This window comes from Mycolicibacterium celeriflavum (genome assembly GCF_010731795.1).
Lineage (GTDB): Bacteria > Actinomycetota > Actinomycetes > Mycobacteriales > Mycobacteriaceae > Mycobacterium > Mycobacterium celeriflavum.
In genome coordinates this window covers 4,620,987-4,646,403 of record NZ_AP022591.1, presented here as the reverse complement: position 1 = coordinate 4,646,403, position 25,417 = coordinate 4,620,987, and the positions used below count along the sequence as shown (strand labels likewise).

Below are 25,417 nucleotides of genomic sequence, written 5' to 3'. Positions count from 1 at the left end.
CGGTCGGCCAATCACGAAAACGAGAGATACCCGTCACTTGAAGCCAAGCAAGCTCGCCGACCTCAAGCCGAAGAAGAAGTGCTGCCGGAGTAAGCCGCGGTGCAAGCGCTGCCCGGTCGTCGTGCACCAGGTGCGCAAGGCCGAACGCAACGGCATCCGCGGCAAGAAACTCGAGAAAGTGTTCAAGCGGGCGCGTCGAACGTGACCGCCGAGACTGCGGCCAGATCGCGAAATTTCCCGGGATCGCGATCTGTACGCAGTCTCGATGCGGGAGTCATTGCGTCAACGCGGCCTTGAGTTCGGCCAGCCATGTCCTATCGGCAGGCACCCAGGCGAGGTCATCGAGTTCACCCACGCCGATCCAGCGCAGAGCGCGATGGTCGTTGGGGTGTAGGGTCCCGCCGGTCTGGGTGACGACGTAAGCGCGCAGGACCGTGGTCGGGCTGAGCGCGACGTCTGTGCCGAGTCGCGCGCCGACGCTCACGACGACGCCGAGTTCCTCGTGCAGTTCGCGGGCCAGCGCGGCTTCGTCCGTCTCGCCGGCCGCCACCTTGCCGCCGGGCAGCTCCCACAGGCCGGCCAACTCTGGCGGCCGGTCGCGCTGGGCGACGAGCAGCTGCGGGCCCGAAATCAGCGCTCCCGCAACGACGATCTGATTCGGCTTCGGGTTCAACACTGCGGCCGACGGTATCCCGCCGACGCCGGCCTCGTTGAGACTTCGGACCCACTCCAGGAGGATGTCGCCATGCCGGACGACGTTACGACGTTCGAACTGAGCGAGTCCGAACTACGGATCGTCACCGGCTACGCGGCGGCGTGCGCGCGGCCCGCGCTGGCGATCTTCGAACGCGTCCGTCCCGACGACCCCCGCCCACGCGCCGCGATCGAGACCGCACAGGGGTTCGCCGACGGTGCCGATCGGACGAAGGCGCTGCGCGACACCGCGTGGGCGGCGCAACGTGCGGCTCATGAGGCCCGCGACGCGGGACAGGGGGCGCGTCGGTGAATTAATCCGCCAGCTCGACGCGTCGCTGCGGTGATGCGCCGTACGGTGGAACCATGGCTGTGTTAACGGATGAACAAGTGGACGCCGCACTGCCCGACCTGCCCGGCTGGGAGCGCGCCGACGGCGCACTACGCCGCTCGATCAAGTTTCCCGCGTTCCTCGACGGTATCGACGCCGTGCGCCGAGTGGGCGAGCACGCGGAGGCCAAGGACCATCATCCCGACATCGACATCCGCTGGCGGACAGTGACTTTCGCGTTGGTCACGCATTCCGCGGGCGGTATCACGGATAAGGACGTCGAGATGGCCCGCGACATCAACGCGATCGTCGCCCAGTAGTGGCGATCCAGCCCAGGGTCGCCAGCGTGGCGACGATGTAGATCAGCCCCGCCCACGCCAGATACCACGGTCTGGAGACCACCCAGATGGTCGGCTGCGCGAAACTCAGCAGCCACGGCACCCCGATCAGGGTCAGCGCCAGCCAGCCCCAGCCCAACACCCGCGCGCCCAACCGGTCGCGCAGCGGCCCGTGCAACAACCAGATCATCAACGGGATCAGCCAAACCCAGTGATGGGTCCACGAGATCGGCGACAGTAACAGGCCGAACAACTGCACCACCACGATCGCGCCCAGCCGATCCGACGCCCCGCCGATCGCGCGCCACGCCAGCACCGCCAACACGGCGGTCACCGCGATGCCGCAAAGCACTGCAGGCCCGTAACCGGCGTCGTGCCCGAGGATCCGGGACACCCCGCCCCGCCACGACTGGTTGAACGACGTGCCGATCGGGCCCACACGATCGGCGTCGCCGAGCAGTTCCGTGAAGTAGTACCGGGTCTGGTCGCCGACGACCATCGCCGAAACACCCACCGTGGCAAAGAAAACGACCGCCGAGAACGCCGCCGCACCCCACCGCCGCGCCCCCACGAAATACAACCCGGAGATCGCCGGCGTCAGCTTCACCCCGGCCGCCAGCCCGATCAACAATCCGGACAGCCACCAGCGTGTGCTGTATACCGCGCCCAGGACCGCCAGTGCCAGCAGCACGTTGATCTGGCCGTAGTCGAATGTGCTGCGCATCGGCTCGATCCAGATGCCGACCGCCGTCCACAGCATCGCGACGGGCCGATCGTCGGCGCCCAGTAGCCGCTGGCTGATCCGCACCACCCCGTACAGCGCGGCGATGATGCCGAGTTGCCACAGGAACGCGACCAACCCGAACGGCAGCAGGTGCAAGGGATAGAACACCACCGCGGCGAACGGCGGATAAGTGAACGGCAGCGGAAAGTCCGGCGTCTGGTCGGCGTAGACGTAGTCATAGAGCGCGCCGGGGTGGTCCAGCGCACCGGCGCCACCGACGTAGACGTGCAGGTCGACGAAGTTCGCGCCGTTGGGCACCAGATAGGTCCACGCCAGTCGCGCGGCGATGCTGAGGACCAGCAGCACCGGCGCCGCAACGGCCAGTCGGGCGGGCGTGCGCTTCGGTGACGGATCGGCGCTCGTCGAGGTCTCTATCCGCCCGACTCTATCGGCCGGTCACCGAAACCCTTCGCTTGCGTAACGGTTGAGTCACCGCCACACGTGTCACTTGAGTACCACCAGTAACTCCGTAGCTTCGGCCGCAGGCGTGCCGAAACAACCGATTGGGAGAACCATGCACAGCACCAGAAAACTGTTCGCCACCACGATGATCGCCGCGGCGGGAGCGGTCTCGGCCGCGCTGGCGCTGAGCGCCACTGCGACCGCACAGCCCGCTGCCCCGGCGCCCGCGCCGAGCGTCCCCGGCCTGCCCTTCATCCAGCAGTTGGCGTCGAATCCGGCCGCCGCGACGCAGCTGATGCAGGGTGTCACGTCGCTGCTCGGCAGCGCCCAGGCGCCCGCAGCGCCGGCCGCGACACCTCCGTCGGCGACCGCGTCGGTCACGTTGCCGCAGCCACCGGCGGCGTTGGCCGGCACGCCGGCACCCGCCGCGCCCGCGACGACCGCGCCGGCCAACCCAGCCGGCAACTTGTTGTCGAACCTGCCGACCGGCCTCGCTTCGCTGATGCCGCAGAACTCGCCGTTGTCGGGCCTGCTGCCTGCCGCGGCGACCGCAGCCACGCCGAGCGCACCGGCCGCCGCCGCACCCGCGGCCGTCGCACCCGCGGCCGTCGCACCCGCGGCGGCGGCAGCACCAAGCGCAGGTATGGCGCCGCTGCTGATGCCGCTGTCCGCCCTTCCGTGATCACCGCGGCGACGCCGAACTACCAACTGGCCGACACGACCACCACAACACGAACCGAGGGAGCCATGTCAGCTCGAAGGATGTTCGCCACCGTCGCCATCGCGATCGGCTCATCGGCCACGCTGCTCATCAGCGGCGTGACCGGTGTGGCCGGCGCGGAACCTCCGCCCCCGCCGCCGATCGACAGCGTGCAAACGCCGGGCCTGGAGGCAGTGCAGGGCATCAGCCCCGCGATCCAGCAGGCCGCCGCCGATCCGACCAATGCGGCCTCGACGCTGATGGCTGCGGCGGCGGTATTCGCCGGTGATGCCGTCGCACCTGCCGACTCGCGCAATGTCGCGACGGCGGTCAACCAGTTCGTCGCTCACAATCCCGCACCCGGCGCCGTGCCGGGCGCGCAGGCGCACCTGCCGGCGGGTGTCGACCCGAGGCATGCCGTCGGACCCGTGCCGGAAGCACTGCCGGCCCCGGCACCGGAAGCGGCCGTCGCGCCCGCACCGGCCCCCGCGCCCGCGCTGGCCCCTGCGGCCGCTCCCCCGCCTGCTCCTGCACCGGCGCCCGCGCCCCTGGCCGCGCCGGTGGCCGCTCCGGCGCCTGCGCCACAAGCCGCGCCTGCACCCGCTCCTGCGCCGGCGCCGGCTCCCGAGGCCGCGCCCGGTCCGGCGTTCGGACCGGACGCCCCGCCGACGCAGGACTTCATGTACCCGTCGATCAGCAACGGCTGTCTCGCGGACGGCGGAAATGTGCTCGCCACCGCGATCTCGGTGGCCGGGCCGGCGAAGATCCCGACACCGGGACCCGGACCCGGTCAGACCGCCTACGTGTTCACCGCGGTCGGCACGCCGGGCCCGGCGGCGGAGCAGAAGCTGCCGCTCAACGTCACCTGGGTCAACCTGACCACCGGCAAGTCAGGCAGTGCCACGCTCAAGCCGCGGTCGGATATCAACCCGCAGGGGCCGACCACGTTGACCGCGATCGCCGACACCGGGTCGGGCAGCATCATCTCGACGATCTTCGGACAGGTCACGACCACCGAGCGGCAGTGTCAGTTCATGCCGACCATCGGCTCGACGGTCGTTCCGTAGGTTTCTCGTCGAGTGCACGGTCCCTGTACGGCCACGCGTGATTTGCGTACACCGACCGTGCACTCGGCGCAGGGCGATCAGTAGGCCATGAAGAGGATTGCGTCCCGGTCGTACTCGCGACCGGGATGCGCCTCGGAGAGGTGCGCCTGCGCCTTCTCGACCAGGTCCTCCTCGTCCTTACCGACTATCGCTTCGCCACAGGGGCAGTTCAGGTGCGTCTTCATATCCTCACCTTCGCACAGGTCGGCGCCGACAGGCCCAAGATATAGCCATGGACCTCTACAGCGTCATGCGCACGACGGCCGCGGTGCGCGAATACACCGGCGACCCGTTACCCGACGACGTCCTCGAGCGCATCCTCGACAACGCCCGCTTCGCGCCCAGCGGCGGCAACCGCCAGGGCAACCGGGTCATCGTGGTCCGCGATCGGCAGACCCGCGAGGCGCTGATCGAATGCGCGATACCCGGCACCAAGCGCTACATCGCGCAATTGCGTAACGGCGAGAGCCCGTGGAATCCGCTGTCCCCGTGCCGGGTTGACGCGCAGACCATCGAGGCGGTGAACGTGCCGGACCAGTCGCCGCTGCGGACGGCCGAGGCGGTGCTGGTGGTCTGCGTCGACCTCGGTGTCGTGGCAGCGTTCGATCAGCACCTCGACCGGGTCGGCCTGATCGCGGGCGCCTCGGTCTATCCGTTCGTCTGGAACATTCTGCTGGCCGCCCGAAATGAGGGCTACGGCGGCGTGCTCACCACGGCCGCGATTGCCGAAGAGCCCCGCGTCCGGGAACTGCTCGGCATCCCCGACAACTACGCGGTCGCTGCGCTGCTGCCGCTCGGCAAACCGGTCCGCCAACTGACCAAGCTGACCCGGCGACCCGTCGCCGAGATCGCCACCAAGGAACGCTTCGACGGGTCCCCGCTGCGCACCTGATGCCCTATGCATGTTGACGTCCGGTAACAGTTCGGTCGGCAACGAGACTCGATGTCGTGGCGTCGGTTTCCGCGCCGCGTGTGTCGTGCGACCTTGGATAGGTGACCTGCACGCTGGGCTACGCCACAGCAAGCACCGCCGAGCAGGGCCTCGAGGGTCAGCTCGCGGCGCTCAACGCTGCAGGCGTCGACCCGCGGCGCGTGTTCACCGACCGGCTGTCGGACTCCGCGGACCGAATCGGCGCGGGACTGCACGCGATGCTGAGCTATGCGCGCTCGGGCGACACCATCGTCGTGGTCGCGCTCGACCGACTCGGTCGCACCGGCGCCGACGTCACCCGCATTATCGCCGAACTCTGCGACCGCGGACTTCGGCTACGCACCCTCAAGGAGGGCCTCGACACCGGAACCACCACCGGACGCGTCGTCGCCGGGGTCATCAAGACGCTGGCCCGCCTGGACTGCAACGACTCCGCGGTAGCTAACCCTTAGCGGCTTTCGCGGCCGCCTTCGCCTGCTTCTTGTACGAGCGCACCTTCTCCAGCGAACCGGCGTCCACCACGTCGGCCACCGACAGGAAAGAACCCGCCTTGCCGTAGTCCCCGGCGGCCTCGCGCCAGCCTTGCGGCGTCACCCCGTACTGCTTGCCCAGCAACGCGAGGAAGATCTTCGCCTTCTGCTCGCCGAACCCGGGTAGGGCCTTGAGCCGCCGCAGCACCTCCGCACCGTCCGGCTGACCGGCGGTCCACAACGCCGACGCATCCCCGTCGTACCGGTCGACGATCAATTCCGCCAACGCCTGGATACGTTTGGCCATGGAGCCCGGGAACCGATGTATCGCAGGCGTTTTCGAACACAGCGCGGCGAACTTGTCGGGATCGTAGTCGGCGATCTCGCGGGCGTCGACGCCGCCGATCCGATCGGCGATCTTCTTCGGCCCAGCGAACGCCGCCTCCATCGGATACTGCTGATCGAGCAGCATCCCGACCAACAGTGCGAACGGATTGGACTCCAGCAGCGCATCGGCCGCGGGATCTTGAACCAGCTGCAGTTTCGCCACTCGGCCAGTTTAGATCCGACGCTGCGCTTACAGTTGCGTGGCAACCAGTTCAGTGTGACGCGCGTCCATGGCTGCGCACGCACAACTACATCGAGATCAGGAGTCGCCGGTGCCCGAGACGCAACAATCTCCCTCGGACACCCCGATCAGCGGCGAAGAATATCGAGCCGTCCAGGCCAGCCCGGAATTTCAGGAACTGCGTAGTAGGCTGCGCCGCTTCGTCTTCCCGATGAGTGCACTGTTTCTCGTCTGGTATTTCGCCTACGTGATGTTGGGTGCGTTCGCCCACGACTTCATGGCGATCAGGGTGTGGGGCGACATCAACGTCGGGATCCTGATCGGTCTGGGTCAGTTCGTTTCGACCTTCGTCATCACCGGCCTGTATGTCCGCTTCGCCAACCGTGAACTCGACCCGCGGGCCGAGGCGATCCGCACCAAGCTGGAAGGCGGGGCGGTATGACCATGCTGCTGGCCGCCGACTCGGGTGTGGGCAACCCCGTCGCCAACATTGGCATCTTCGCGTTGTTCGTCGCAGTGACGCTGTACATCGTGATCCGCGCGAGCAAGAGGAACGCCACCGCCGCCGAGTTCTTCACCGCGGGACGCGCATTCACCGGCCCGCAGAACGGTATCGCGATCTCCGGGGACTACCTGTCGGCCGCCAGCTTCCTCGGTATTGCGGGCGCCATCGCGGTCTACGGCTACGACGGCTTCCTGTACTCCATTGGTTTCCTGGTCGCCTGGCTGGTGGCGCTGCTGCTGGTCGCCGAATTACTGCGCAACGCAGGCAAATTCACGATGGCCGACGTGTTGAGCTTTCGGCTCGAGCAGCGTCCGGTGCGGCTCGCCGCGGCGACCGCCACGCTGGCCGTCTGCCTGTTCTACCTCCTGGCCCAGATGGCCGGCGCCGGCGGTCTGGTCGCCCTGTTGCTCAACGTCACCAGCGACCTCGGCCAAGCCCTGGTGATCGCGGTCGTCGGTGTACTGATGATCGTCTACGTGCTGATCGGTGGCATGAAGGGCACCACCTGGGTCCAGATCATCAAGGCCGTGCTGTTGATCGGCGGTGCCGCGCTGATGACAGTGTGGGTGCTCGCCAAGTTCGGGGCGAACTTCTCCGAGATCCTCGGCGCGGCGCAATCGGCGGTATCCGGGTCGGCCAACGAGGCCGTCGCCGGCCGCGACGTGCTGGCCCCCGGCGCGCAGTACGGCGCTTCGCTGACGTCGCAGATCAACTTCATCTCGCTGGCCCTGGCGTTGGTGCTGGGCACTGCGGGTCTGCCCCACGTGCTGATGCGGTTCTACACGGTGCCGACGGCCAAGGAGGCGCGGCGCTCGGTGGTCTGGGCGATCGCGCTGATCGGCGCGTTCTACCTGTTCACCCTCGCGCTGGGTTACGGCGCCGCGGCGCTCGTCGGACCGGACACGATCCTGTCCGCACCGGGTGGTCAGAACTCGGCGGCGCCGCTGCTGGCTTTCGAGCTGGGCGGGGTGATCCTGCTGGGCATCATCTCCGCGGTCGCCTTCGCGACGATCCTCGCGGTGGTAGCCGGGCTGACCATCACGGCGGCGACGTCGTTCGCCCACGACATCTACGCCAGCGTGATCAAGAACAATCAGGTGTCCGAAGACGAACAGGTGCGGGTTTCGCGCATCACGGTGGTGGTGCTCGGTGTCTTCGCGATCGGCCTGGGCGTGCTGGCCGCCGAGCAGAACATCGCGTTCCTCGTCGCGCTGGCCTTCGCGGTGGCCGCCGCGGCGAACCTGCCGACGATCCTGTATTCGCTGTACTGGCCTCGGTTCAACACCCGCGGCGCGCTGTGGAGCATGTACGGCGGGTTGATCTCGACGATCGTGCTGATCGTGTTCTCTCCCGCCGTTTCGGGCTCCAAGACCGCGATGCTGTCCGACGTCGACTTCGCGTGGTTCCCGCTGGCCAATCCAGGCATCGTGTCCATTCCGCTGGCGTTCGTGCTCGGCGTCGTGGGCACGCTGACGTCACGGGACCGCGGTAATCCCGACATCAACGCCGAATTCGAGGTGCGGGCGCTCACCGGCGTCGGCGCGGAGAAAGCGGTCGCACACTGACCCTTCGCGTCGGTTAGCCGCTCTTGCGCCGGAACTCGCGACGATGCTCGACCGGCCCGTGCGCCCGTGGCTGCTTGGCTCCGCCGTCCTTGTGCCCCGCGCCGCCGCCCGCCTTGGCCTTCTTGCGCTCCAGCGCTTCCCGGAACTTGCGCTTCGTCTCGTCGTCCGGTTCGTTCGCCATGACCGCAGCCTAGCTCTACCGCCTACCCGGCGGCATCCCATATAAGTGCGAGATCGGCAGCGTCATCGCCACCCGGCGGTCGTCGACCATCGCGCGCCGGTAGTCGTCCCAGTCGGGGTGTTCACCGGCGATGTTGCGGTACAAGGCAATCAGCGCCTCGACGGTGTCGTCGTCCGGTGCGGCTGCGGGCGGGGTGAGGATGGCATCGCCCTCGGCGACCGCGTAGGACCAGCCGTCGTCGGAGCTGACGTGGATCGAGGCCCGCGGGTCGCGCCGCAGGTTGCGAGTCTTGGCCCGCGGTTCGGTGATCGACACTTGGATGGTCAGTGCGCGCGGATCGAAATAGTAGGACACGTTCGACAGCTGCGGACGGCCGTCGCGCTTGATCGTCGCCAGGACGCCCAACGAGTTCCCGCCGATCAGCGCGAGCAGCTTGTCGTCGAACACATGGCGTCCCATGTCCCGAGCCTACGTCTCTACCATCGACATGTGACCGGTGCAGCACCTCGAGTCGACGGCAATGTGCCCGACGGCGTCTCCGCGACGACGCTGTGGACGCTGCACAACCGAGCCAGCGAGGCCAAGCGGTCCGACGGGGTCATCCGCGACCCGTGGGCGGTTACGCTGTTCGACGCGATCGACTACGACTACCGCAAGTTCGGCAAACCCAACCAGTCGCATGCGTTGCGCGCCGTGGCCTTCGACACGGCCGCGCGCGAGTACCTGACCGCGCACCCGAAAGCGTCGGTGGTGGCCCTCGCCGAAGGTCTGCAGACCAGCTTCTGGCGCTTGCAGCGCCACGGCGTCACTGACGAATTGACTTGGTACTCCGTCGATCTCCCTCCCGTCATGGCGTTGCGGGACAAGCTGTTGCCGCACGACGACCGCATCGTGCCGCTGGCGCAGTCGGCGCTGGACCGCAGCTGGATGGACCGGATCGACGCGACCCACGGCGTGTTCATCACCGCCGAAGGCCTGCTGATGTATCTCGACCCCGCCGACGCACTGGGCCTGATCGGCGACTGCGCGGCCCGCTTCCCCGGCGGCAGGCTGATGTTCGACTCGGTCCCGCCGTGGTTCAGCCGCCGCACGGTGAGCGGAAAACTCAAGCTCTCCGACCGATATGTCGCTCCGCCCATGCCGTTCGCGCTGTCGCCGGACGAGGCCGTCGCGCTGGCAGGGCGCATCCCCGGGGTGCGTGCCGCTCGCGACATCGCGATGCCGCCGGGACGGGGGTTGTTCAAGGTGCTCGCGTCACCCGTCTGGGATCGCGTCGGGATCGTGCGCCGGGGCCGTCCGAGCTTCACGCTGCTGGAGTTCGAGTCGTGACGCGCTATGCCGCCTTCCTGCGCGGGGTCAACGTCGGGGGCGTCAACCTCAAGATGGCCGACGTCGCAAAGGCCTTTGAAGACGCCGGTTTCGGTTCCGTGCGAACGATTCTCGCCAGCGGTAACGTCCTGTTCGACAGCAAGGCCGGGGTCGAAGCGGTGCTACGGAAGGCGGAGACGGCGTTGCGCGACAGATTCGGCTACGACGCCTGGGTGCTGGCCTACCCGCTCGACGTGGTGGCGGCGATCTCCGCGGCGTACCCCTTCGAGCGCGAGGTGCCCGAACACCACTCATACGTGACATTCGTGACCGACGAACAGGTGCTCGACGAGCTCGCCGCACTGGCCGACGGCGCCGGACCCGAGGAGAAGATCCGGCGCGGCGACGGGGTCATCTACTGGCAGGTGCCCAGAGCCGCGACGCTCGAGTCGGCGATCGGCAAGACCATGGGCAAGAAGCGCTACAAGTCGTCGACGACCACCCGCAACCTGCGCACGCTGGACAAGGTCTTGCGATAGGTACATTCGGTCAGGTGAGTTCCGAATCAGGCGCGCAAACTTCCAGGCCCCCGACTTCAAAAGCCGACGGCACCGTGCTCACCGGCGTCTCCGAGACCGCACTGATGACCCTGCGCGTGCGGGCAACCGAGGCCCGCCGACCGGATGGGCGCATCGAGGATCCGATGGCGATCCAGCTCGCCGACTCCATCGACTTCGACTTCGCCAAGTTCGGGCTGTCGCGCCGCCAGGACATGGCGGTGCGGGCGCTGGCGTTCGACCGGGAGGCGCGTCGTTACCTCGGTGCCCATCCTCGCGCGACCGTGGTGGCGCTGGCCGAGGGACTGCAGACCAGCTTCTACCGCCTAGATGCCACGGACGTGGGGCATGAGTTCCGTTGGCTCACCGTGGATCTGCCCCCGATGGTCGAGTTGCGCCGCAAGCTGCTGCCCTCCTCTGACCGGGTGCAGATGCTGGCCCAGTCGGCGCTCGACTTCAGCTGGATGGACCAGGTGGACACCGAGCACGGCGTGTTCATCACCGCCGAGGGGCTGTTGATGTACCTGCAGCCGGACGAGGCGCTCGGCCTGATCACCGAGTGCGCCGGCCGCTTCCCCGGCGGACGGATGATGTTCGACCTGGCGCCGGCCTGGTTCGCCCGGTTGATCACCCGCGGCCTGTTGCGTCCGTCGTTGCGCTACCGGGTGCCGCCGATGCCGTTCAGCATGACACCATCAGAGGTCGCCGGCTTGGTCGACGAGATCCCGGGAATCCGCGCGGTGCACGATGTGCCGTTGCCACCGGGGCGCGGCAAAGTGCTGAACACTCTGATGTGGGGCGCTCAACGACTTCCGCTCTTCGATTCCGTGCGACCGGTGTTCACGCTGCTCGAATTCGGCTGAGTCGGCTAGCCGAACGCCGTCTCCACGTAGCGCAGCGCGTCCGCCTTGTCGACGCCCAGCGCCTTTGCCGCGGACACGAAGGTGTTCGCAGCGGTCGCCATCGCGGCATCGGCCGGGTCCGCCCGGGCCACGAATGTTCCGAAGCGGCCACGGGTTTCGAGGATTCCGGCGGACTCCAACTCGCGGTAGGCCCGCGCCACCGTGTTCACCGCGAGACCGAGCTGACCCGCCAACTCGCGCACCGTCGGCAACCGGGTCCCCGGCGCCAGCCTGCCGTCGCGCACGCCGTCGATGATCTGCGTCCTGAGTTGGTCGAACAAGGCGCCTGACGAACGCTGGTCGATGCGTACCCAATCCCCCAAGTTGGCCACGTGCTCAGTATTGCCCACACCGGCTAGTTTGGTCATGTGCAGGTAACGGTTCTCAGTGGTGCCGGCATCTCGGCCGAGAGCGGGGTGCCGACGTTCCGCGACGTCGAGACCGGACTGTGGGCGAAGGTCGACCCGTACGAAATCTCCAGCTCGCAGGGGTGGCGAGCAAACCCGGAGAAGGTGTGGGCGTGGTACTTGTGGCGCCACTACATGATGGGGGCGGTGCAGCCCAACGACGGCCACCTTGCCGTCGCGGCCTGGCAGGACCATGCCGACGTGCACGTCGTCACCCAGAACGTCGATGACCTGCATGAGCGCGCGGGCAGCAAGAACGTCTATCACCTGCACGGCAGCTTGTTCGAATTCCGCTGCGATCGCTGCCAAGCTGCCTACGCCGGCGACCTACCGGCCATGCCGGAACCAGTGGAAACCGTCGACCCGCCGCGGTGCGCATGCGGCGGGCTCATCCGGCCGAACGTGGTCTGGTTCGGCGAGGCGCTGCCCGAGGACGCGTGGCAGCGGTCGGTCGAGGCGGTCACCGGGGCGGACCTCGTCATCGTCGTCGGCACGTCGTCGATCGTCTATCCCGCGGCCGGGCTTCCCGAGATGGCGCTGGCCAACGGCACCGTGGTCATAGAGGTGAACCCCGAACGCACACCGCTGTCCGACGCCGCGACGGTCTCGCTGCGGGAAACAGCGGCGGGTGCATTGCCGAATCTGCTGCAGCGACTGCCCGCCTTGCTCGGCTAGGCGTCATATCCGTCGATTTCGAACGTTCAAGATCGGCGCTGTGTAAGATCCGGAATACTCTGCTGATGAGAGGGTTCCGAATGGTCAATACCCGTTTGGTTTCGGTGATCGCGGCTGCGGGCTTAATCGGCGCGGGAATCTCGGCAGGCACCGCTTGGGCGGGCGGTCAAGGTGGTGTTGTCGAGGATCCCGAGGACATCTCCGCGGCAGTCGGTACCGGTGTGTTCGAAGGCGCCGTGGTGGGCTTCACCGCGACCGGCGACACCAACGAAGAGGCCTCGGCGGCCGTGATCGCGCAGTGCGAGCAGGCCGGTGGCGTGGAGTGCACCAGCGACGAGGTGACCAACGATCGACTCTGCATCGTGTCCGTCGCTGACGACGTCAGCGATGTAGTGGCAGGCGGAGCCGGAGTGACTGTCGAGGCTGCCCGCGCGGATGCGTTCAATCGGGCGGCGGCCAACAATACGCCACTGAGTCCGACCGCCCCCGTTGTCATATCGGCCTGCCCCTGATGACCGCCGGCTGTCGGGTCTTGCAGCGCATGACCATTCCGCTACCGCGGTTCTCGCCGGCAAGGGGAAGGACACCATGATGGGCCGCATCAAGGCAGCACTGCTGATCGTGAGTTTCGTTGTGATAACGGGCATTTCGGCCCCGACAGCCGATGCTCGACCCACCTGCCAGAATACGCAGTTCCAGTCCATCTGCCAGACCAACGGCAGCGTGTCGATCAAGACGCGGCCCGGGACGGTGGCGCCTCCGGCGAACCAACCCCAGCTTCCGTTCGGGATGGGCAGCGGCGTCCCCGGTCGTCGGCGGGGGTAGCCGCCCTCGGCTAGGGCTTGACCGCTCGCCCGATCGCAACCTCCGCGACCGGCAGCGGCAGCCATCGCGGAATCGTCCATTCCCGTCGAGCGCCCGCCACCTCGAAACCGGCGCCGACGATGCCCTCCTCGGTATGACGATGGGTGTGGCAGTTGCCGAACAGCCGCGGCCACACTGTCGCGTCGGCGATCTTCTGCAGCCGCGCCCGACCACCGGTAGCGGCGATGTGCTCGAGGTAGCGCAGTTCGCCGCCCGGTCGCAACAGCGAGCGCAGTTGCCGCAGAACAGTTTCAGGGTCTTCGATCGAACACAGCACCAGTGAGCACACCACAGCGTCGAACGGTTCGCTGCCGGACGCCATGAACTGCTCTACCGTGTCGGTCCTGACCGTGACCGGGACCCGCGTGGCCGTGGCCGCCCGCTGAGCATGTTCAGCCAGGCGACGCTCGGGTTCGACGGCCACCACCTCGGTGACCGTATCGGGGTAGTACTCAAAATTCGTCCCAGTACCCGCACCGACCTCCAGCACCCGGCCGGACAGGCCGGCGAGGTTCTCGCGGCGCAACTGCCGGATGGCGTCGGTCTCGTGGGTGGACATCACCGTCCACAACTTCGCGAAGAACGGGTTATCGATGGTTTGACTCATCCAACAGTCCCTTCAGTCTGGCCACGACGTCCTGCGGCGCCGCCTTCGGGTCGATGCCGCCCGCCACGATCTCGCCGACAACCACGGCCCGTAGCGCACGATCGGTGAATTCCTCGACGTTACCCCACGGCAAGTACGGCCTGGAGATGAGCATCGCCGCCATCCCATGCGCCGCCGCCCATAATTCCAACGCGACGACGGTCGGATCGCCGGGAGCGAAAAGGCCTTCGGCCATCAGCAACTCGACCGAATTTCGGATATGCGCGAACGCCGAGCTGTTGAGCGCGACGTCCACGTCGCTGCCGGGCCGACCTGGTCCCATCGTGGCAATGCGGTACAGCTCAGGGGTTTTCATCGCGAATCGGACATATGCGAGCCCCTGCGCGCGCAGCACATCGATCGTCGACGGTTGGTCCGCAGCCGCCCGTTGCATCTCTTCGTCCAGCTTTTCGAAGTACCGGGCACACACCGCGTCGAGCAGCGCGTCCTTGTCCGCGAAGTGCAGATAGATCGACGGCGGCGTCACACCGACCCGCTGTGCCACCGACCGGATCGACACCTCCTTGGCGTCGCCGCTCGCGAGCAGCAGATCGGTTGTCGCATCGAGGATCTCGTCGCGCAGCTGCTCCCCCGATCCGCGCGGCGCACGGCGTCGTTTCATCGAGTTCCCACGGGTTCGGTCGACGGCTTTGTTACAGGCGGCGGGGTTTCGGCGGTCTCGCTGAAGCCGATCCGGGCGTGCAGCTTGGCCAGCGGCTTGGGCGCCCACCAGTTCCAGCGGCCGAGCAGATGCATGAACGCAGGCACCAACGCCATGCGCACCAGTGTGGCATCCGCGAGTATCGCGAGGGTCAACCCGACACCGAACATCCGCATGAACGCGACTTCAGCCGCGATCAGCGCCGCGAACGAGATCGACATCAGCAGCGCCGCCGCCGTGACCACGCGGCCCGTCTTCGCCAGGCCGAGCGCCACGCTCTCGTCGTTGCGGGCGCGGGCAGAGGCGTCGCCGGCCTTGCCGGACTCCAGCCAGAACTCACGAATCCGCGACACCAGAAAAACCTCGTAGTCCATCGACAACCCAAAAGCGATGCAGAACAACAACACCGGCATGTTCGCCACGAGTGTCCCGGTCGGTGTCGTCCCCATCGCGCCGAGATGGCCCTCCTGGAAGATCCACACCAGTGCGCCGAACGCGGCCGTCAGCGATAAGACGTTGAGCACCAAGGCCTTCAGCGGTAGCACCACGCTGCCGGTCAACAGGAACAGCAGCACGAAGGTGATCGCGGCGATCACGCCGAGCACCAGCGGTAGCCGTGACGTGATCGCCGAGGCACTGTCCCGGTTGATCTGTGCGACACCGGTCAACTGGACCGGGACATCGGCAGGAGTGCTCACCGCCCGCAGTCGATCGAGTTGCGCCTCGGAGGCGTCACTGAACAATGGCGCCGTGCTGGCCACCGTGAGGAACGCGCTGCCGTTCTCGACGGCGGTCGCAGCCGATGGCGGGCCCACCACCCTGCCGTCGACGAACGTGCCGCCGGGCGCCGAAACCGAGGACACGTCGGCGACGCGCGACAGGTCGGCGGCATAGCGGTCCACCTGCGCGGGCGTGATCCCGCCGGTGTCCGGTATGACGACCGTGACGTTGCGCGCCGAGTCGACGGCGAAGTCGGCGCGCAGGTCGTCGCCGACCTGTCGCGCCGACGCCGACTCCGGCAGCACCCGGTCGTCGGGGAAACCCCACTTCGCCCCGAGGAACGGGGCCCCCAGCACCAACAGCAGCGCGACGATCGCGATACCGATCGGAACTGCCCGGCGCATCACGTATTTCGTGCACCGGTACCAGAATGTCTGCTCGACGGGCTTGCGCACCGGGTCCGGCCGCCTGAACACCCAACGCGCAAGACGACGCGCGTCCAACGAATCCATCCGGTCGCCGAGCAGCACGATCGCCGCGGGCGCGACCACCACCGCGGCGACCGCCGCGAACGTCACCACCGCAATTCCCGCGTAGGCGAACGACTTCAGGAAGTACATCGGAAACAGCACCATCGCGACCATCGACAGCGCCACCGTCATCGCGGAGAACAACACGGTTCGCCCGGCCGTCGCCATGGTGCGCACCAGCGCGCGGTCCCGGTCCGCCCCGTCGGCGATCTCGTCGCGGTATCTGCTGATGATCAGCAGCGTGTAATCGATCGCGAGCGCCAATCCCATTGCCACGGAGAGGTTCAACGCGAAAATCGACACGTCGGTGAAGTAGGTGACCCCCCGCAACACCGCCATCGAGCCGAGAATCGCGAAGCCACCGATGGCCAGCGGCAGCGCGGCGGCCAACAGCCCGCCGAACACCCAGACCAGCGCCACGAAGCTCAACGGGATCGCGATGGCTTCCATCATCAACAGGTCTTTTTCGCTCTGGCCGTTGATCTGCACGTAAAGCATGGCCTCGCCACCGGCGCGCACGGTGACGCCGTCGCGGTCGTGCACGAGTCGCTCGGTGAGGTCCTTCGCGTGCTTCTGCGCCCCGCTCTCGCCGCCGGTGATGCCCGCGACGATCAACCCCGTCTTGCCGTCGCGACTGATCAACGCCGGAGCGGCCGTCGGCGGCGCGGCCCACAACGACGTCACGTCGACGACGGACGGCGCGGCCCGCAGTTGTGCGACGATGTCCTCCCCGACGGCACGGGCCACGGCGCTCTTCGCGCCCTCGTCGGAGTGCACGCTGATAATCAGTTCCATATCGCCCTGGCCGAACTTGTCCACCAACAGCCGGGTCGCCTGCGCCGACTCCGAGGTCGGGTCCTGGAATCCGCCGGCGGACAGATGCTTGGCGACGGGGATCCCGAACACTGCGCACGCGACCATCACCAGGACCGCGATCGCGACGACGCGCCGAGGCGCCGCTATGGCCAGATGTGCGATTCGTTGCAGCACGCCGCATCCTCTCGGTCCATCGGACTAACGTCGATAACTTAACAGCGGTAAGTCACTGGCGTCAATGCGCCCGTTCGGAACACGGTTCACCTACCCGCGGCGTTCACCGCGATGAGTTCCGACTCGTCTGGTAGTCGTAATCGGCATGACAACGACGGACGTGGCCACCACCACCACCACCACGCGCGACACCGCTGTGGACATCGGCCTGCTGATCCTGCGGATCGGCGTCGGCGCGGCGATGCTTCAGGCCGGGCTGATCAAGGCTTTCGACTTCGGCACCGCGGTCGGCTTCATGGAGTCGGCCGGCTGGCGACTACCGGGCCTGGCGGCGTTCATGGTGACGACGGCCGAGACGCTCGGCGGCCTGGGCCTGATCTTCGGCGCGGTTACGCCGTTGGCGGCATTCGCGGTGATCGCAGCGATGGTCGACGCATGGGCGGTCAACGTGTCGGGAATGGCCTTCTGGTCCGAACCGTTCAATGCGCCGTTCCTGATCGGCATCGGGGCGACCGCGCTGTTGTTTCTCGGCGCCGGCGCGTACTCGCTCGACGCGAAGGTGCTCGGCAGAACGACGTGGGGAACCCGCATAGCCGCAGGCCTGCTCATCGCGGCCCTGGCCGCGGCGGTCCTGACGTGGGTGGCGCTGCTCGGAACGAACCCGATCCACTTCAGCGCACCGGCCTAGGACGCTCGCTCGGCAAAACCTACCCGGCGGTAAGATTGCCACGATTTTCCGAATCGTGACTCAACGATTCCTTAGACGTGACCCCTACTGTCGAGTACATGTGGATCGACGACACCAGTGCCGATGTCATCAAGGTTGACTTCGAGGCCCTCTACCACGGCGATGTCCTGGTAGAAGGCGACACCTCGGAGCAGCTCGACGACGAGCACCCCCTGCGCACCGCCGTCTGACCGAGCGCGCGCCGAGGGGCCGCGCGTTCGATCTGACGGGTTAGCCCGTCCCGCGAGGACCGCTCGGGCGCTGCCTCACGCCACGTTCTCTTCCTCGTCGTCCTCGAGCATTCCGCTCAGCCGTTCGCTGATGATCTCCTCGGCTTCGCCGACGATGCGCGCCACCAGTTCCCCGCACGTCGGGATGTCGTTGATCAGGCCCATCGCGGTGCCCACACTCCAGATACCGGCGTCGAGGTCGCCGACCTCGTAGACCTTCACGCCGCGCTTGCCCGCCACGAGGTCCTTGACGTCCTCGAACTGACCGCCGCGGTTGAGGATCTCCACGACCTCGCGGGAAACCGCGTTGCTGGCCACCCGGGCGGTGTTGCGCAGCGGCCGGAAGATCAGCTCCGTGTCGAGCTCGGTGCCCGCGACGATCGCTTCCTTGACGTTCTGGTGGATCGCCGATTCGACGGTGCACATGAACCGCGATCCCATGTTGATGCCGTCGGCGCCCAGCGCCAGCGCGGCCACCAGACCCCGGCCGTCGGCGAACCCGCCGGAGGCGATCATCGGGATCTCGATCTTGGCCGACGCGGCCGGAATCAGCACGAGTCCCGGGATGTCGTCCTCACCGGGATGCCCGGCGCACTCGAACCCGTCGATGCTGATGCCGTCCACGCCCAGGTTCTGCGCTTTGACCGCGTGCCGCACCGACGTGCACTTGTGCAGCACCTTGATCCCGTTCTCGTGGAACATCGGCAGGTGCGGCGCCGGGTTCGAGCCCGCGGTCTCGACGATCTTGATGCCGGAGTCGACGATCACCTGGCGGTACTCGTCGTAGGGCGGCGGGTTGATCGTCGGCAGGATCGTCAGGTTGACGCCGAACGGTTTGTCGGTCAGCTCGCGACACTTGGCGATCTCCTTCGCCAAGTCCGCCGGCGTGGGCTGAGTCAGCGCGGTGATGAAGCCGAGGGCGCCCGCATTGGCCACGGCCGCAACGAGTTCCGCGCGGCCGACCCACTGCATCCCGCCCTGTACAACGGGGTGCTCGACCCCGAAGGTCTCGGTGAACTTCGTCGTGATCGTCATCGGGGGGCCATCCTGATCGCGCCGTCCAACCGGATCACTTCACCGTTGAGCATCGGGTTCTCGACGATGTGCACGGCCAGCGCGCCGTACTCGTCGGGATCGCCGAGGCGAGCCGGATGCGGCACCTGCTTGCCGAGCGAGGCCTGCGCTTCCTCGGGCAGCGAGCCCAGCAGCGGCGTCTTGAACAGACCCGGCGCGATGGTGACGACGCGGATCAGATCACGGGACAGGTCGCGCGCGATCGGCAGCGTCATGCCGACCACACCACCCTTGGACGCCGAGTACGCGGCCTGCCCGATCTGACCCTCGAACGCCGCGACGGAGGCGGTGTTGACGATGACGCCGCGCTCGCCGTCAACCGGCTCGGTCCGGGCGATGCGCTCGGCCGCCAGGCGCAGCACGTTGAACGTGCCGATCAGGTTGACCTCGATCACCTTCTTGAATCCGTCGAGCGGGAACGGCCCGTCCTTGGAGAGCGTCTTGATCGCGTTGCCGATGCCCGCGCAGTTCACGTTGATGCGCAGCGGGCCCATCTTCTCGGCCGCGTCCAGGGCCGCGCTCACCGCATCGGGGTCGGTCACGTTGGTCTCGACGAACTGGGCGCGATCGCCGAGTTCTTTGACCGCGTCCTCGCCTTTGAGGTCGACGACGACCACCGACGCGCCCTTGTCGAGCAGGCGCTTGGTGGTGGCCAGGCCGAGGCCCGATGCGCCACCGGTGACGACGGCTACGGCGTCCTTGATCTCCACTTGAGGGTGTTCCTTTCTGTCAGGCCCAGTCTCGTAAGACGGCTTCGGTGTCGGCTCCGGCTGCGCCGGGCGGTGTCGGCGCGGGTGGCTGGCTGCGGGAGAACCGCGGCGCTGGGTTCGGCTGCAGGTAGTCGCCGTCGCGATAGAACGTGTCGCGCTCGGTGATGTGCGGTTCGGACTCCACCTCACCGAACGACAGCACCGGCGTCACGCACGCATCGCTGGTCGCGAACACCTTGGCCCAGTGGTCGCGGTCCTTGGCGGCGATGACCTCGCTGAACCGCGCACGCAGCTCCGGCCAGCGGCTCATGTCGTTCTGGTCGGGCAGGTCCTTACCCGCGAGGCCGAGACCCTCGAGGAACGCGGCGTAGAACTGCGGTTCGATGCAGCCGACGGCGATGTGGCGGCCGTCGGCGCAGGTGTAGGTGTCGTAATAGGGCGCCCCGCCGTCGAGGATGTTGACCCCGCGCTCGTCGGACCACAGGCCGTCCTGCCGGAAACCCCAGATCATCTGGGCCAGCACGCTGGAACCGTCGACCATCGCCGCGTCGACCACCTGCCCCTTCCCCGACGTCTGCCGCTCCCACAGCGCGGACAGGATGCCGACGAGCAGGAACATCGAGCCGCCGCCGAAGTCGCCGGTCAGGTTCAACGGCGGAACCGGCCGCTCCCCCGCCCGACCGATCGAGTGCAGCACGCCGTTGAGCGAGATGTAGTTGATGTCATGGCCGGCCTGCAGTCGACGGGGTCCGGTCTGGCCCCAACCGGTCATGCGCCCGTAGATCAGCCGCTCGTTGACCTTCGCGCAGTCCTCCGGGCCGAGTCCGAGTCGCTCGGTCACCCCCGGGCGAAGACCCTCGATCAGCACGTCGGCCTTGGCTACGAGCCGCAGCACGAGTTCGCGTCCCTCATCGCTCTTGAGGTCGGCCGCGACGGACCGCCGGTTGCGCAGCGTGGCCTCGCGCTTGCTGGTCGGAACTCCGCCGAGCTTGCCCGGCCGTTCGACGCGGACGACGTCCGCCCCGAGATCACCGAGAATCATCGCGGCGTGCGGGCCCGGTCCGATGCTCGCCAGTTCGATGACCCGCAGTCCGTGCAGTGGTCCCGCCATGCTCAACCGCCTTCCGTCCGGGGAACGCCTCGATCGCCGACATAGCTTACTTGTATAACCAAGTCGTCCGGTTCTAGGGTGCAGCCATGACAACCCTCGATTCGGGCGCACCCACATATACCGGAATCGACGCACTGTCGGTCGACCTCACCGACGGGGTGCTCTCGGTGACGATGAATCGGCCGGACAGCCTCAACTCGCTGACCCAACCGATGCTCGCGACCATCGCGGACACCCTGAACCAGGCGGCCTCCGACTCGAGGGTCAAGGTCGTGCGGCTGGCCGGCGCCGGCCGCGGATTCTGTTCGGGCGCAGGCATCAGCGAAGAGGACCACGCCAACCCGGGCGCGAACGGGACACCTGCCGACGTGCTCGACGCCGCCAACCGTGCGGTCCGGTCCATCGTGAACCTGCCGCAACCGGTGGTGGCCGCGGTGCACGGCCCGGCCGCCGGTGTCGGGGTATCGCTGGCGTTGGCCTCCGACGTCGTATTGGCTTCGCAGAAGGCGTTTTTCATGCTGGCATTCACCAAGATCGGCCTGATGCCCGACGGCGGCGCCTCGGCGCTCATCGCCGCGGCGATCGGGCGCATCCGCGCGACCCGGATGGCACTGCTGGCCGAACGCATCCCGGCCGACCAGGCCTACGACTGGGGTTTGGTGACCGCGGTCTACCCCGCCGACGTGTTCGACTCCGAGGTGGACAAGGTCATCGCGACGCTGAAATCCGGTCCCGCGGTCGCACTGCGCAAGACCAAAAACGCGATCAACGCCGCCACACTCACCGAGTTCGAAGGCGCACTGGAACGTGAGAAACAGGGCCAGTTGTCGCTTCTCGACTCCCACGACTTCCGCGAAGGCACCAAGGCCTTCCAGCAACGCAGGCCGGCGAACTTCACCGACTTCTAACCCTTCCGGCGCAGAGAAAATCGGTGGACTCGGCACCCGCACGTCGGCAACCATCGACGGGTGAGTACGCAGTTCGACATCCAACAGCCGGTGCACAACGCCGGCGGGTGGCGCGTACTCGCACCGTTCCGATATCGCGAGTACCGCCTGCTGATCGCAGCGGTCTCACTGTCGATCTTCGCCGACGGCATGTTCGCGGTGGTGTTGGCCATGCAAGTCATCGAACTCGACAACGATCCCGTATCGCTGTCGATCGTGACGACGTGCTTCGGCGCCGCCCTGGTCGCGTTCGTGTTGATCGGCGGGATTGCCGCCGACCGATTCCACCAACGCGCGATCATCATCGCGGTCGAGACGGTCAACGTGCTCGCCTCGTCGGCGATCGCGGTACTCGGACTGCTTGGCGCGCTGCAGATCTGGCACCTGGCGGTGGGCGCGGTCGCTCTGGGCGCCGCGGCGGCGTTCTTCTTCCCCGCCTACAGCGCGATCCTGCCGCGGATTCTGCCGCCGGACCAGCTGCTCGCGGCCAACGGTGTCGAAGGCGTGGTGCGTCCGGTCTTCCAGCGGGCGGTGGGTCCGGCCGTCGCCGGCGTCGTCGTCGGTGCGACGTTCCCAGCGCTGGGCGCCGTGGCGGTGGCCGCGTTGTTCGCCGTCGGCCTGGCGTTGCTCATCGCGACCCGGCCGGCCATGAAAGCCCCTGCGCCACAGCAGCACCCGCACGCGCTGCGTGATCTGCGCGACGGCTTCGTGTTGGTACTCCGAACACCGTGGCTGTTGTGGACGCTGCTGTACGCGAGCATTTTCGTGCTGGTGGTACTGGGCCCGATCGAGGTGCTGTTGCCGTTCATCGCCAAGGACCGCTTCGCCGACGGTGCCCGGATGTACGGGTTCATCCTCGCGTTCTTCGGCGTGGGCAGCGCCTTGGGCGCGCTGACGGTGTCGTCGCGCCGGATGCCTCGTCGCTACCTCTCTGTGATGCTGGCGATGTGGAGTCTGGGCGCCATCCCGCTCATCGTGTTCGGCTTCACCACCTCGTTCCCGGTGATGGCGGCCGCGACGTTCGTCGTCGGGTTCACGGACGGCGCCGGCATGGTCATCTGGGGCACGCTGCTGCAGCGACGGGTGCCGACGGCGATGCTGGGCCGCGTCTCGAGTCTGGACTTCTTCGTCTCTCTGGCGTTCATGCCGCTGTCGTTCGCGATCGTGGGGCCGCTGTCGAAAGTCGTGTCGATGCAGACGATTTTCCTCGTCGCCGGCATCGTCCCCGTGTTGGTGGCGGCGGTCGCGGTGTGCGCGGCCGGGATGCGTCGCGACGAGGTGGCCACCCGCTGCGGTGAACTAGACGCCGAAGATCGGCGGCAGCGCGAGCACCATGACGAGCCCCCAGAAGAAGTGGGTGAGCATCGGTGCGAGTATGCCGCCGGTCGCTCGGCGTTCCAGCGCGCAGACCGTGCCCAGGATGATCGCCGCGAAGCCGAGCATCGGGTTGCCGGTGGTGACCGACGTCGCGATGACATAGAGCGCGGTCGAGATCAACACGGGGTGAAACCGACCCAGCGCGGTGTACATCGCGCCGCGGAAGAACATCTCCTCTGCCAGACCGTTGATCACGGTGATGAACGTCACCACCGCCAGCGGTCCGTAATCGGCGAATTCCAGTACCCGGGTGATGTATTCGCGCACCCCGGGAATCTCGCGCGCGATCAGACCGCCGACGACGAACGTCGCGCCCAACGCCAACCCCACGCCGGTGCCGGTGATGACGGGCCGCTGGTTTCGGCCGCGGAACCGCACGCAGCCCATGTGCAGTGGTCCCGACGCGAACGCGCCCAATGCCCATACGCCGGCCAGCGCCAGCGTCAGCCAGTAGAACGAGTCGTCACCGGGCGGCCGGGTCAGCGAATAGCCCAGCAGCGCAGCGCCGATCACCAGCACGACGGCGACGACGATGCGCCTGCGCCTGATGACTGCGGGCGGTTCGTGGTGGGGAACGGCGGCGGTGGTCGCGATGTCGCGGATCTCGTGCAGGAGTCCGGCTCGCGTCTGCGTCGGCTCCGTCATGCCGGGCTCGCCTTCGGCACCAGGTTGAGCAGCGCGTCCAGGCCGGTGCGGACCACCCCGGCAACCGGTCCGGGCACCCCGCCGATGAGTCCGAGCGCGGGCCGGACGATCCCGGGTGTGACCGCACCGGCCATCTGCTTCAGGCGCAGTGTGTCCCCGCCGGCCCAGTCGGGGTCGGTGTCGGCGAGGTGGTGCGGATCGGTGAGCTCGTCGACGGGCTTGCGCCGACGACTGCCCAGGGACCGCCTGATCGCATCGTCGATGCCGACCAATCCGCCCGGCGGGTCGGGCACGAGCTCGCGCAGCCGCGTCTCCGAGGCGATCATCGGATGATCAAGGGACTGAACCAGATCCGCCGCCAGACCGCCCGGCACGGGCAACACCGCCGCCGTCACCCACGACACCAGCCCGGTGTCGAGGGCGTCGACCGGCAGTTCGGCACGCCACTTACCGGATATCCGCGCATAGGTCCGAAGCAGCTCGGCGTATGACGTCGTCTCCGCGCCGGTGATGTCGTAAGCCCCCGCCGGCACACGGTCGCTGTCCGCGGCAGCGATGAGGTAGTGCAGAACATCGCAGATCGAGATCGGGTCGATCGGGTTCGTCGACCACGACGGCAGCGGGAAGACCAGGAACCGGTCGCCGACATAGCGCAGCATCTCGAACGACGTCGACCCCGCCCCGATGATGATCGCCGCGCCCAGCCACACCACGTCGGCACCGCCGTCGATGTGCAGCGCTTCGGCCACTTCGGCCCGGCTGGTCAGGTGCTCGGACAGGTCGTCGCCATCCGGCACGAATCCGCCCAGGTACACGATCCGCCGAACGCCGGCGTCCTTGGCGGCCTGCGCCACGGTGGCCGCTGCGCGGTTGTCCGCTTCCCTGAAATCGGGTTCCCCGATGCCGTGCACGAGGTAGTAGAGCACGTCGATCGGACCCGCATCGGCGAACGCCGACCGCGTCGAGGCCTCGTCGTGCGCGTCCAATGCGACGGCGGTGACGCGGTCGTGCCAACCGAAATCGGCCAATCTGTCCGGGTTTCGGCTGGCGGCGACGACGTCATGACCCTCCGAAAGCAGGGCGTCGACGAGCCGGGAGCCGACGTAACCGGTCGCGCCGGTCACCAGGGTGCGCACACGTTTCACGGTACGGCTGTACCCGGATCGGTCCCGACGGAATCTAGGTCGTCGCGTCGCGGTGCAGATCGATGAGCCGCTGGTACACCTGCGCGTTGTGCCGGTTGTGGGCGACCTCGGCGTCGCTCAGGTCGCGTCGCACCTTGCCCGGTACCCCCGCGACCAGTGAGCGCGGCGGCACCACGAATCCCTGAGGCACCACCGCGCCAGCGGCGATCAGCGAGCCCTGGCCGATCGTCGCGCCGTTGAGGATGACCGCACCCATGCCGATGAGCGCTCCGTCCTCGACGACGCAGCCGTGCAGGACGGCGTTGTGCCCGACGCTGACCTCTGCGCCGATGCTCACCGGGAACTCCGGATCGACGTGGATGGTCACGCCGTCCTGAATGTTGGTGCCGAAGCCAATGTCGACGGGTTCGGCCTCCGCACGCAGCGTCGCGCCGTACCAGACGCTGGCCCGTGCGGCGAGCGTCACCTGACCGATCAGGCTCGCGTTGGGGGCCGCCCACGCTTCGGCGTGCAGCGACGGCGTACGGCCACGAATGGAGACGATCAGCGGCTCGGGCATGCGCGTCATCGTACGGTCTCCAACAACATGTGGGCAGATTCGCAAAGTGCAGGTCAGG

General features: G+C 67.6%; 33 protein-coding genes and 1 pseudogene. 18 read left to right on the top strand and 16 right to left on the bottom strand.

The annotated features are described in order from the left end of the window. Positions 1 to 37: 37 nt before the first annotated feature. Entirely contained in the window at positions 38 to 205 is a 168-nt protein-coding gene (locus G6N18_RS24300; protein WP_109749442.1) for a hypothetical protein, read from the top strand. A 69-nt stretch (positions 206 to 274) separates the two neighbouring features. Here the strand turns inward: G6N18_RS24300 and G6N18_RS22360 are convergent, their stop codons facing one another. Further along, positions 275 to 676 (bottom strand): (deoxy)nucleoside triphosphate pyrophosphohydrolase, encoded by a 402-nt coding sequence (locus G6N18_RS22360; RefSeq protein ID WP_272937595.1) that lies wholly within the window; start codon positions 674 to 676, stop codon positions 275 to 277. 69 nt (positions 677 to 745) lie between these two features. Here G6N18_RS22360 and G6N18_RS22355 point away from each other — a divergent pair, with 69 nt between their 5' ends. Further along, positions 746 to 1,006 carry a putative immunity protein gene (locus tag G6N18_RS22355; RefSeq protein ID WP_083001780.1) on the top strand — a complete coding sequence of 87 codons (261 nt, stop codon included), beginning with the start codon at positions 746 to 748 and terminating at the stop codon, positions 1,004 to 1,006. A gap of 53 nt (positions 1,007 to 1,059) precedes the next feature. After that, positions 1,060 to 1,344, top strand: a complete 285-nt coding sequence (locus G6N18_RS22350; RefSeq protein ID WP_067221685.1) for a 4a-hydroxytetrahydrobiopterin dehydratase — start codon at positions 1,060 to 1,062, stop codon at positions 1,342 to 1,344. On the opposite strand, the gene G6N18_RS22345 is transcribed toward G6N18_RS22350, so the two are convergent. Then, complete coding sequence (locus G6N18_RS22345; RefSeq protein ID WP_083001778.1) at positions 1,322 to 2,521, bottom strand: mannosyltransferase; 1,200 nt, start codon at positions 2,519 to 2,521, stop codon at positions 1,322 to 1,324. The genes G6N18_RS22350 and G6N18_RS22345 overlap by 23 nt on opposite strands. A 139-nt stretch (positions 2,522 to 2,660) precedes the next feature. On the opposite strand from G6N18_RS22345, the gene G6N18_RS22340 reads away from it, so the two are divergent. Both G6N18_RS22340 and G6N18_RS22335 read left to right on the top strand, forming a co-directional pair. Next, complete coding sequence (locus G6N18_RS22340; protein WP_067221680.1) at positions 2,661 to 3,230, top strand: hypothetical protein; 570 nt, start codon at positions 2,661 to 2,663, stop codon at positions 3,228 to 3,230. A 65-nt stretch (positions 3,231 to 3,295) separates the two neighbouring features. Further along, the gene (locus G6N18_RS22335) at positions 3,296 to 4,315 is read left to right on the top strand and encodes an Rv1157c family protein (protein WP_083001900.1); all 1,020 of its coding nucleotides are present in this window, start codon (positions 3,296 to 3,298) and stop codon (positions 4,313 to 4,315) included. 77 nt (positions 4,316 to 4,392) lie between these two features. On the opposite strand, the gene G6N18_RS22330 is transcribed toward G6N18_RS22335, so the two are convergent. Continuing rightward, entirely contained in the window at positions 4,393 to 4,539 is a 147-nt protein-coding gene (locus tag G6N18_RS22330; protein ID WP_067221678.1) for a DUF1059 domain-containing protein, read from the bottom strand. A gap of 47 nt (positions 4,540 to 4,586) precedes the next feature. On the opposite strand from G6N18_RS22330, the gene G6N18_RS22325 reads away from it, so the two are divergent. Both G6N18_RS22325 and G6N18_RS22320 read left to right on the top strand, forming a co-directional pair. After that, on the top strand, positions 4,587 to 5,246 hold the full coding sequence (locus tag G6N18_RS22325; RefSeq protein ID WP_083001776.1) for a nitroreductase family protein: 660 nt from the start codon (positions 4,587 to 4,589) through the stop codon (positions 5,244 to 5,246). Positions 5,247 to 5,347: 101 nt separating this feature from the next. Continuing rightward, complete coding sequence (locus G6N18_RS22320) at positions 5,348 to 5,737, top strand: recombinase family protein (RefSeq protein ID WP_083001774.1); 390 nt, start codon at positions 5,348 to 5,350, stop codon at positions 5,735 to 5,737. On the opposite strand, the gene G6N18_RS22315 is transcribed toward G6N18_RS22320, so the two are convergent. After that, positions 5,727 to 6,305 (bottom strand): HhH-GPD-type base excision DNA repair protein, encoded by a 579-nt coding sequence (locus G6N18_RS22315; RefSeq protein WP_083001772.1) that lies wholly within the window; start codon positions 6,303 to 6,305, stop codon positions 5,727 to 5,729. The genes G6N18_RS22320 and G6N18_RS22315 overlap by 11 nt on opposite strands. A 109-nt stretch (positions 6,306 to 6,414) precedes the next feature. On the opposite strand from G6N18_RS22315, the gene G6N18_RS22310 reads away from it, so the two are divergent. Both G6N18_RS22310 and G6N18_RS22305 read left to right on the top strand, forming a co-directional pair. Beyond that, positions 6,415 to 6,765, top strand: coding sequence for a DUF485 domain-containing protein (locus G6N18_RS22310; protein WP_067221671.1), 351 nt, complete (start codon positions 6,415 to 6,417; stop codon positions 6,763 to 6,765). Beyond that, complete coding sequence (locus G6N18_RS22305; RefSeq protein ID WP_083001769.1) at positions 6,762 to 8,393, top strand: monocarboxylic acid transporter; 1,632 nt, start codon at positions 6,762 to 6,764, stop codon at positions 8,391 to 8,393. The genes G6N18_RS22310 and G6N18_RS22305 overlap by 4 nt, the downstream gene beginning before the upstream one ends. A gap of 13 nt (positions 8,394 to 8,406) precedes the next feature. On the opposite strand, the gene G6N18_RS22300 is transcribed toward G6N18_RS22305, so the two are convergent. Beyond that, positions 8,407 to 8,574: a DUF5302 domain-containing protein gene (locus tag G6N18_RS22300; RefSeq protein WP_109749441.1), complete on the bottom strand. Its 168-nt coding sequence runs from the start codon at positions 8,572 to 8,574 to the stop codon at positions 8,407 to 8,409. A gap of 15 nt (positions 8,575 to 8,589) precedes the next feature. After that, positions 8,590 to 9,033 carry a PPOX class F420-dependent oxidoreductase gene (locus G6N18_RS22295; protein ID WP_083001896.1) on the bottom strand — a complete coding sequence of 148 codons (444 nt, stop codon included), beginning with the start codon at positions 9,031 to 9,033 and terminating at the stop codon, positions 8,590 to 8,592. 30 nt (positions 9,034 to 9,063) lie between these two features. Between G6N18_RS22295 and G6N18_RS22290 the strand changes: the two genes are divergently transcribed. The 3 genes from G6N18_RS22290 (at position 9,064) to G6N18_RS22280 (ending at position 11,302) form a co-directional block, all read left to right on the top strand. After that, positions 9,064 to 9,903: a class I SAM-dependent methyltransferase gene (locus G6N18_RS22290; RefSeq protein WP_234806154.1), complete on the top strand. Its 840-nt coding sequence runs from the start codon at positions 9,064 to 9,066 to the stop codon at positions 9,901 to 9,903. Then, on the top strand, positions 9,900 to 10,421 hold the full coding sequence (locus tag G6N18_RS22285) for a DUF1697 domain-containing protein (RefSeq protein WP_083001767.1): 522 nt from the start codon (positions 9,900 to 9,902) through the stop codon (positions 10,419 to 10,421). Before G6N18_RS22290 ends, G6N18_RS22285 begins: the two co-directional genes overlap by 4 nt. A gap of 104 nt (positions 10,422 to 10,525) precedes the next feature. Next, positions 10,526 to 11,302, top strand: a complete 777-nt coding sequence (locus G6N18_RS22280) for a class I SAM-dependent methyltransferase (RefSeq protein ID WP_083001894.1) — start codon at positions 10,526 to 10,528, stop codon at positions 11,300 to 11,302. A gap of 5 nt (positions 11,303 to 11,307) precedes the next feature. On the opposite strand, the gene G6N18_RS22275 is transcribed toward G6N18_RS22280, so the two are convergent. Further along, positions 11,308 to 11,673 (bottom strand): Rv1152 family transcriptional regulator, encoded by a 366-nt coding sequence (locus G6N18_RS22275; protein ID WP_059098399.1) that lies wholly within the window; start codon positions 11,671 to 11,673, stop codon positions 11,308 to 11,310. Between the two features lie 36 nt (positions 11,674 to 11,709). Here G6N18_RS22275 and G6N18_RS22270 point away from each other — a divergent pair, with 36 nt between their 5' ends. Together G6N18_RS22270 and G6N18_RS22265 are read left to right on the top strand one after the other, a co-directional pair. Next, positions 11,710 to 12,423, top strand: a complete 714-nt coding sequence (locus G6N18_RS22270) for an NAD-dependent deacylase (protein WP_067221656.1) — start codon at positions 11,710 to 11,712, stop codon at positions 12,421 to 12,423. A gap of 65 nt (positions 12,424 to 12,488) precedes the next feature. After that, positions 12,489 to 12,935, top strand: coding sequence for a hypothetical protein (locus G6N18_RS22265; RefSeq protein ID WP_234806153.1), 447 nt, complete (start codon positions 12,489 to 12,491; stop codon positions 12,933 to 12,935). A gap of 323 nt (positions 12,936 to 13,258) precedes the next feature. Here the strand turns inward: G6N18_RS22265 and G6N18_RS22260 are convergent, their stop codons facing one another. From G6N18_RS22260 to G6N18_RS22250, 3 genes are read right to left on the bottom strand one after another with little or no spacing between them, the layout of a single operon-like run. Beyond that, positions 13,259 to 13,894 carry a class I SAM-dependent methyltransferase gene (locus tag G6N18_RS22260; protein ID WP_083001762.1) on the bottom strand — a complete coding sequence of 212 codons (636 nt, stop codon included), beginning with the start codon at positions 13,892 to 13,894 and terminating at the stop codon, positions 13,259 to 13,261. After that, complete coding sequence (locus G6N18_RS22255) at positions 13,875 to 14,555, bottom strand: TetR/AcrR family transcriptional regulator (RefSeq protein ID WP_083001760.1); 681 nt, start codon at positions 14,553 to 14,555, stop codon at positions 13,875 to 13,877. Before G6N18_RS22255 ends, G6N18_RS22260 begins: the two co-directional genes overlap by 20 nt. Beyond that, positions 14,552 to 16,834 carry an MMPL family transporter gene (locus G6N18_RS22250; protein ID WP_083001757.1) on the bottom strand — a complete coding sequence of 761 codons (2,283 nt, stop codon included), beginning with the start codon at positions 16,832 to 16,834 and terminating at the stop codon, positions 14,552 to 14,554. The genes G6N18_RS22255 and G6N18_RS22250 overlap by 4 nt, the downstream gene beginning before the upstream one ends. 145 nt (positions 16,835 to 16,979) lie before the next feature. Here G6N18_RS22250 and G6N18_RS22245 point away from each other — a divergent pair, with 145 nt between their 5' ends. Beyond that, positions 16,980 to 17,522: a DoxX family protein gene (locus tag G6N18_RS22245; RefSeq protein ID WP_083001755.1), complete on the top strand. Its 543-nt coding sequence runs from the start codon at positions 16,980 to 16,982 to the stop codon at positions 17,520 to 17,522. Between the two features lie 98 nt (positions 17,523 to 17,620). After that, entirely contained in the window at positions 17,621 to 17,752 is a 132-nt protein-coding gene (locus tag G6N18_RS24755) for a hypothetical protein (RefSeq protein WP_090278021.1), read from the top strand. A 75-nt stretch (positions 17,753 to 17,827) separates the two neighbouring features. On the opposite strand, the gene G6N18_RS22240 is transcribed toward G6N18_RS24755, so the two are convergent. Genes G6N18_RS22240 through G6N18_RS22230 form a run of 3 tightly spaced genes read right to left on the bottom strand, consistent with a single transcriptional unit; the run spans position 17,828 to position 20,686 of the window. Further along, positions 17,828 to 18,826 carry an NAD(P)H-dependent flavin oxidoreductase gene (locus G6N18_RS22240; protein WP_067221639.1) on the bottom strand — a complete coding sequence of 333 codons (999 nt, stop codon included), beginning with the start codon at positions 18,824 to 18,826 and terminating at the stop codon, positions 17,828 to 17,830. Then, on the bottom strand, positions 18,823 to 19,575 hold the full coding sequence (locus tag G6N18_RS22235; RefSeq protein WP_083001753.1) for a 3-hydroxyacyl-CoA dehydrogenase: 753 nt from the start codon (positions 19,573 to 19,575) through the stop codon (positions 18,823 to 18,825). The genes G6N18_RS22240 and G6N18_RS22235 overlap by 4 nt, the downstream gene beginning before the upstream one ends. Before the next feature lie 19 nt (positions 19,576 to 19,594). Further along, positions 19,595 to 20,686, bottom strand: coding sequence for a CaiB/BaiF CoA transferase family protein (locus G6N18_RS22230; protein ID WP_083001750.1), 1,092 nt, complete (start codon positions 20,684 to 20,686; stop codon positions 19,595 to 19,597). Positions 20,687 to 20,772: 86 nt separating this feature from the next. Here G6N18_RS22230 and G6N18_RS22225 point away from each other — a divergent pair, with 86 nt between their 5' ends. Both G6N18_RS22225 and tet(V) read left to right on the top strand, forming a co-directional pair. Next, positions 20,773 to 21,594 (top strand): enoyl-CoA hydratase, encoded by an 822-nt coding sequence (locus G6N18_RS22225; protein WP_083001748.1) that lies wholly within the window; start codon positions 20,773 to 20,775, stop codon positions 21,592 to 21,594. A gap of 90 nt (positions 21,595 to 21,684) precedes the next feature. Continuing rightward, positions 21,685 to 22,917 (top strand): annotated as a pseudogene (gene tet(V), locus G6N18_RS22220) (tetracycline efflux MFS transporter Tet(V)); the annotation flags it as partial. Positions 22,918 to 22,932: 15 nt separating this feature from the next. Here the strand turns inward: tet(V) and G6N18_RS22215 are convergent. Genes G6N18_RS22215 through G6N18_RS22205 form a run of 3 tightly spaced genes read right to left on the bottom strand, consistent with a single transcriptional unit; the run spans position 22,933 to position 25,359 of the window. Then, positions 22,933 to 23,655 (bottom strand): CPBP family intramembrane glutamic endopeptidase, encoded by a 723-nt coding sequence (locus tag G6N18_RS22215; RefSeq protein ID WP_083001746.1) that lies wholly within the window; start codon positions 23,653 to 23,655, stop codon positions 22,933 to 22,935. Beyond that, on the bottom strand, positions 23,652 to 24,800 hold the full coding sequence (locus tag G6N18_RS22210; RefSeq protein ID WP_083001744.1) for an NAD(P)H-binding protein: 1,149 nt from the start codon (positions 24,798 to 24,800) through the stop codon (positions 23,652 to 23,654). The genes G6N18_RS22215 and G6N18_RS22210 overlap by 4 nt, the downstream gene beginning before the upstream one ends. Positions 24,801 to 24,834: 34 nt before the next feature. Next, positions 24,835 to 25,359: a gamma carbonic anhydrase family protein gene (locus tag G6N18_RS22205; RefSeq protein ID WP_067221963.1), complete on the bottom strand. Its 525-nt coding sequence runs from the start codon at positions 25,357 to 25,359 to the stop codon at positions 24,835 to 24,837. Positions 25,360 to 25,417: the final 58 nt, after the last annotated feature.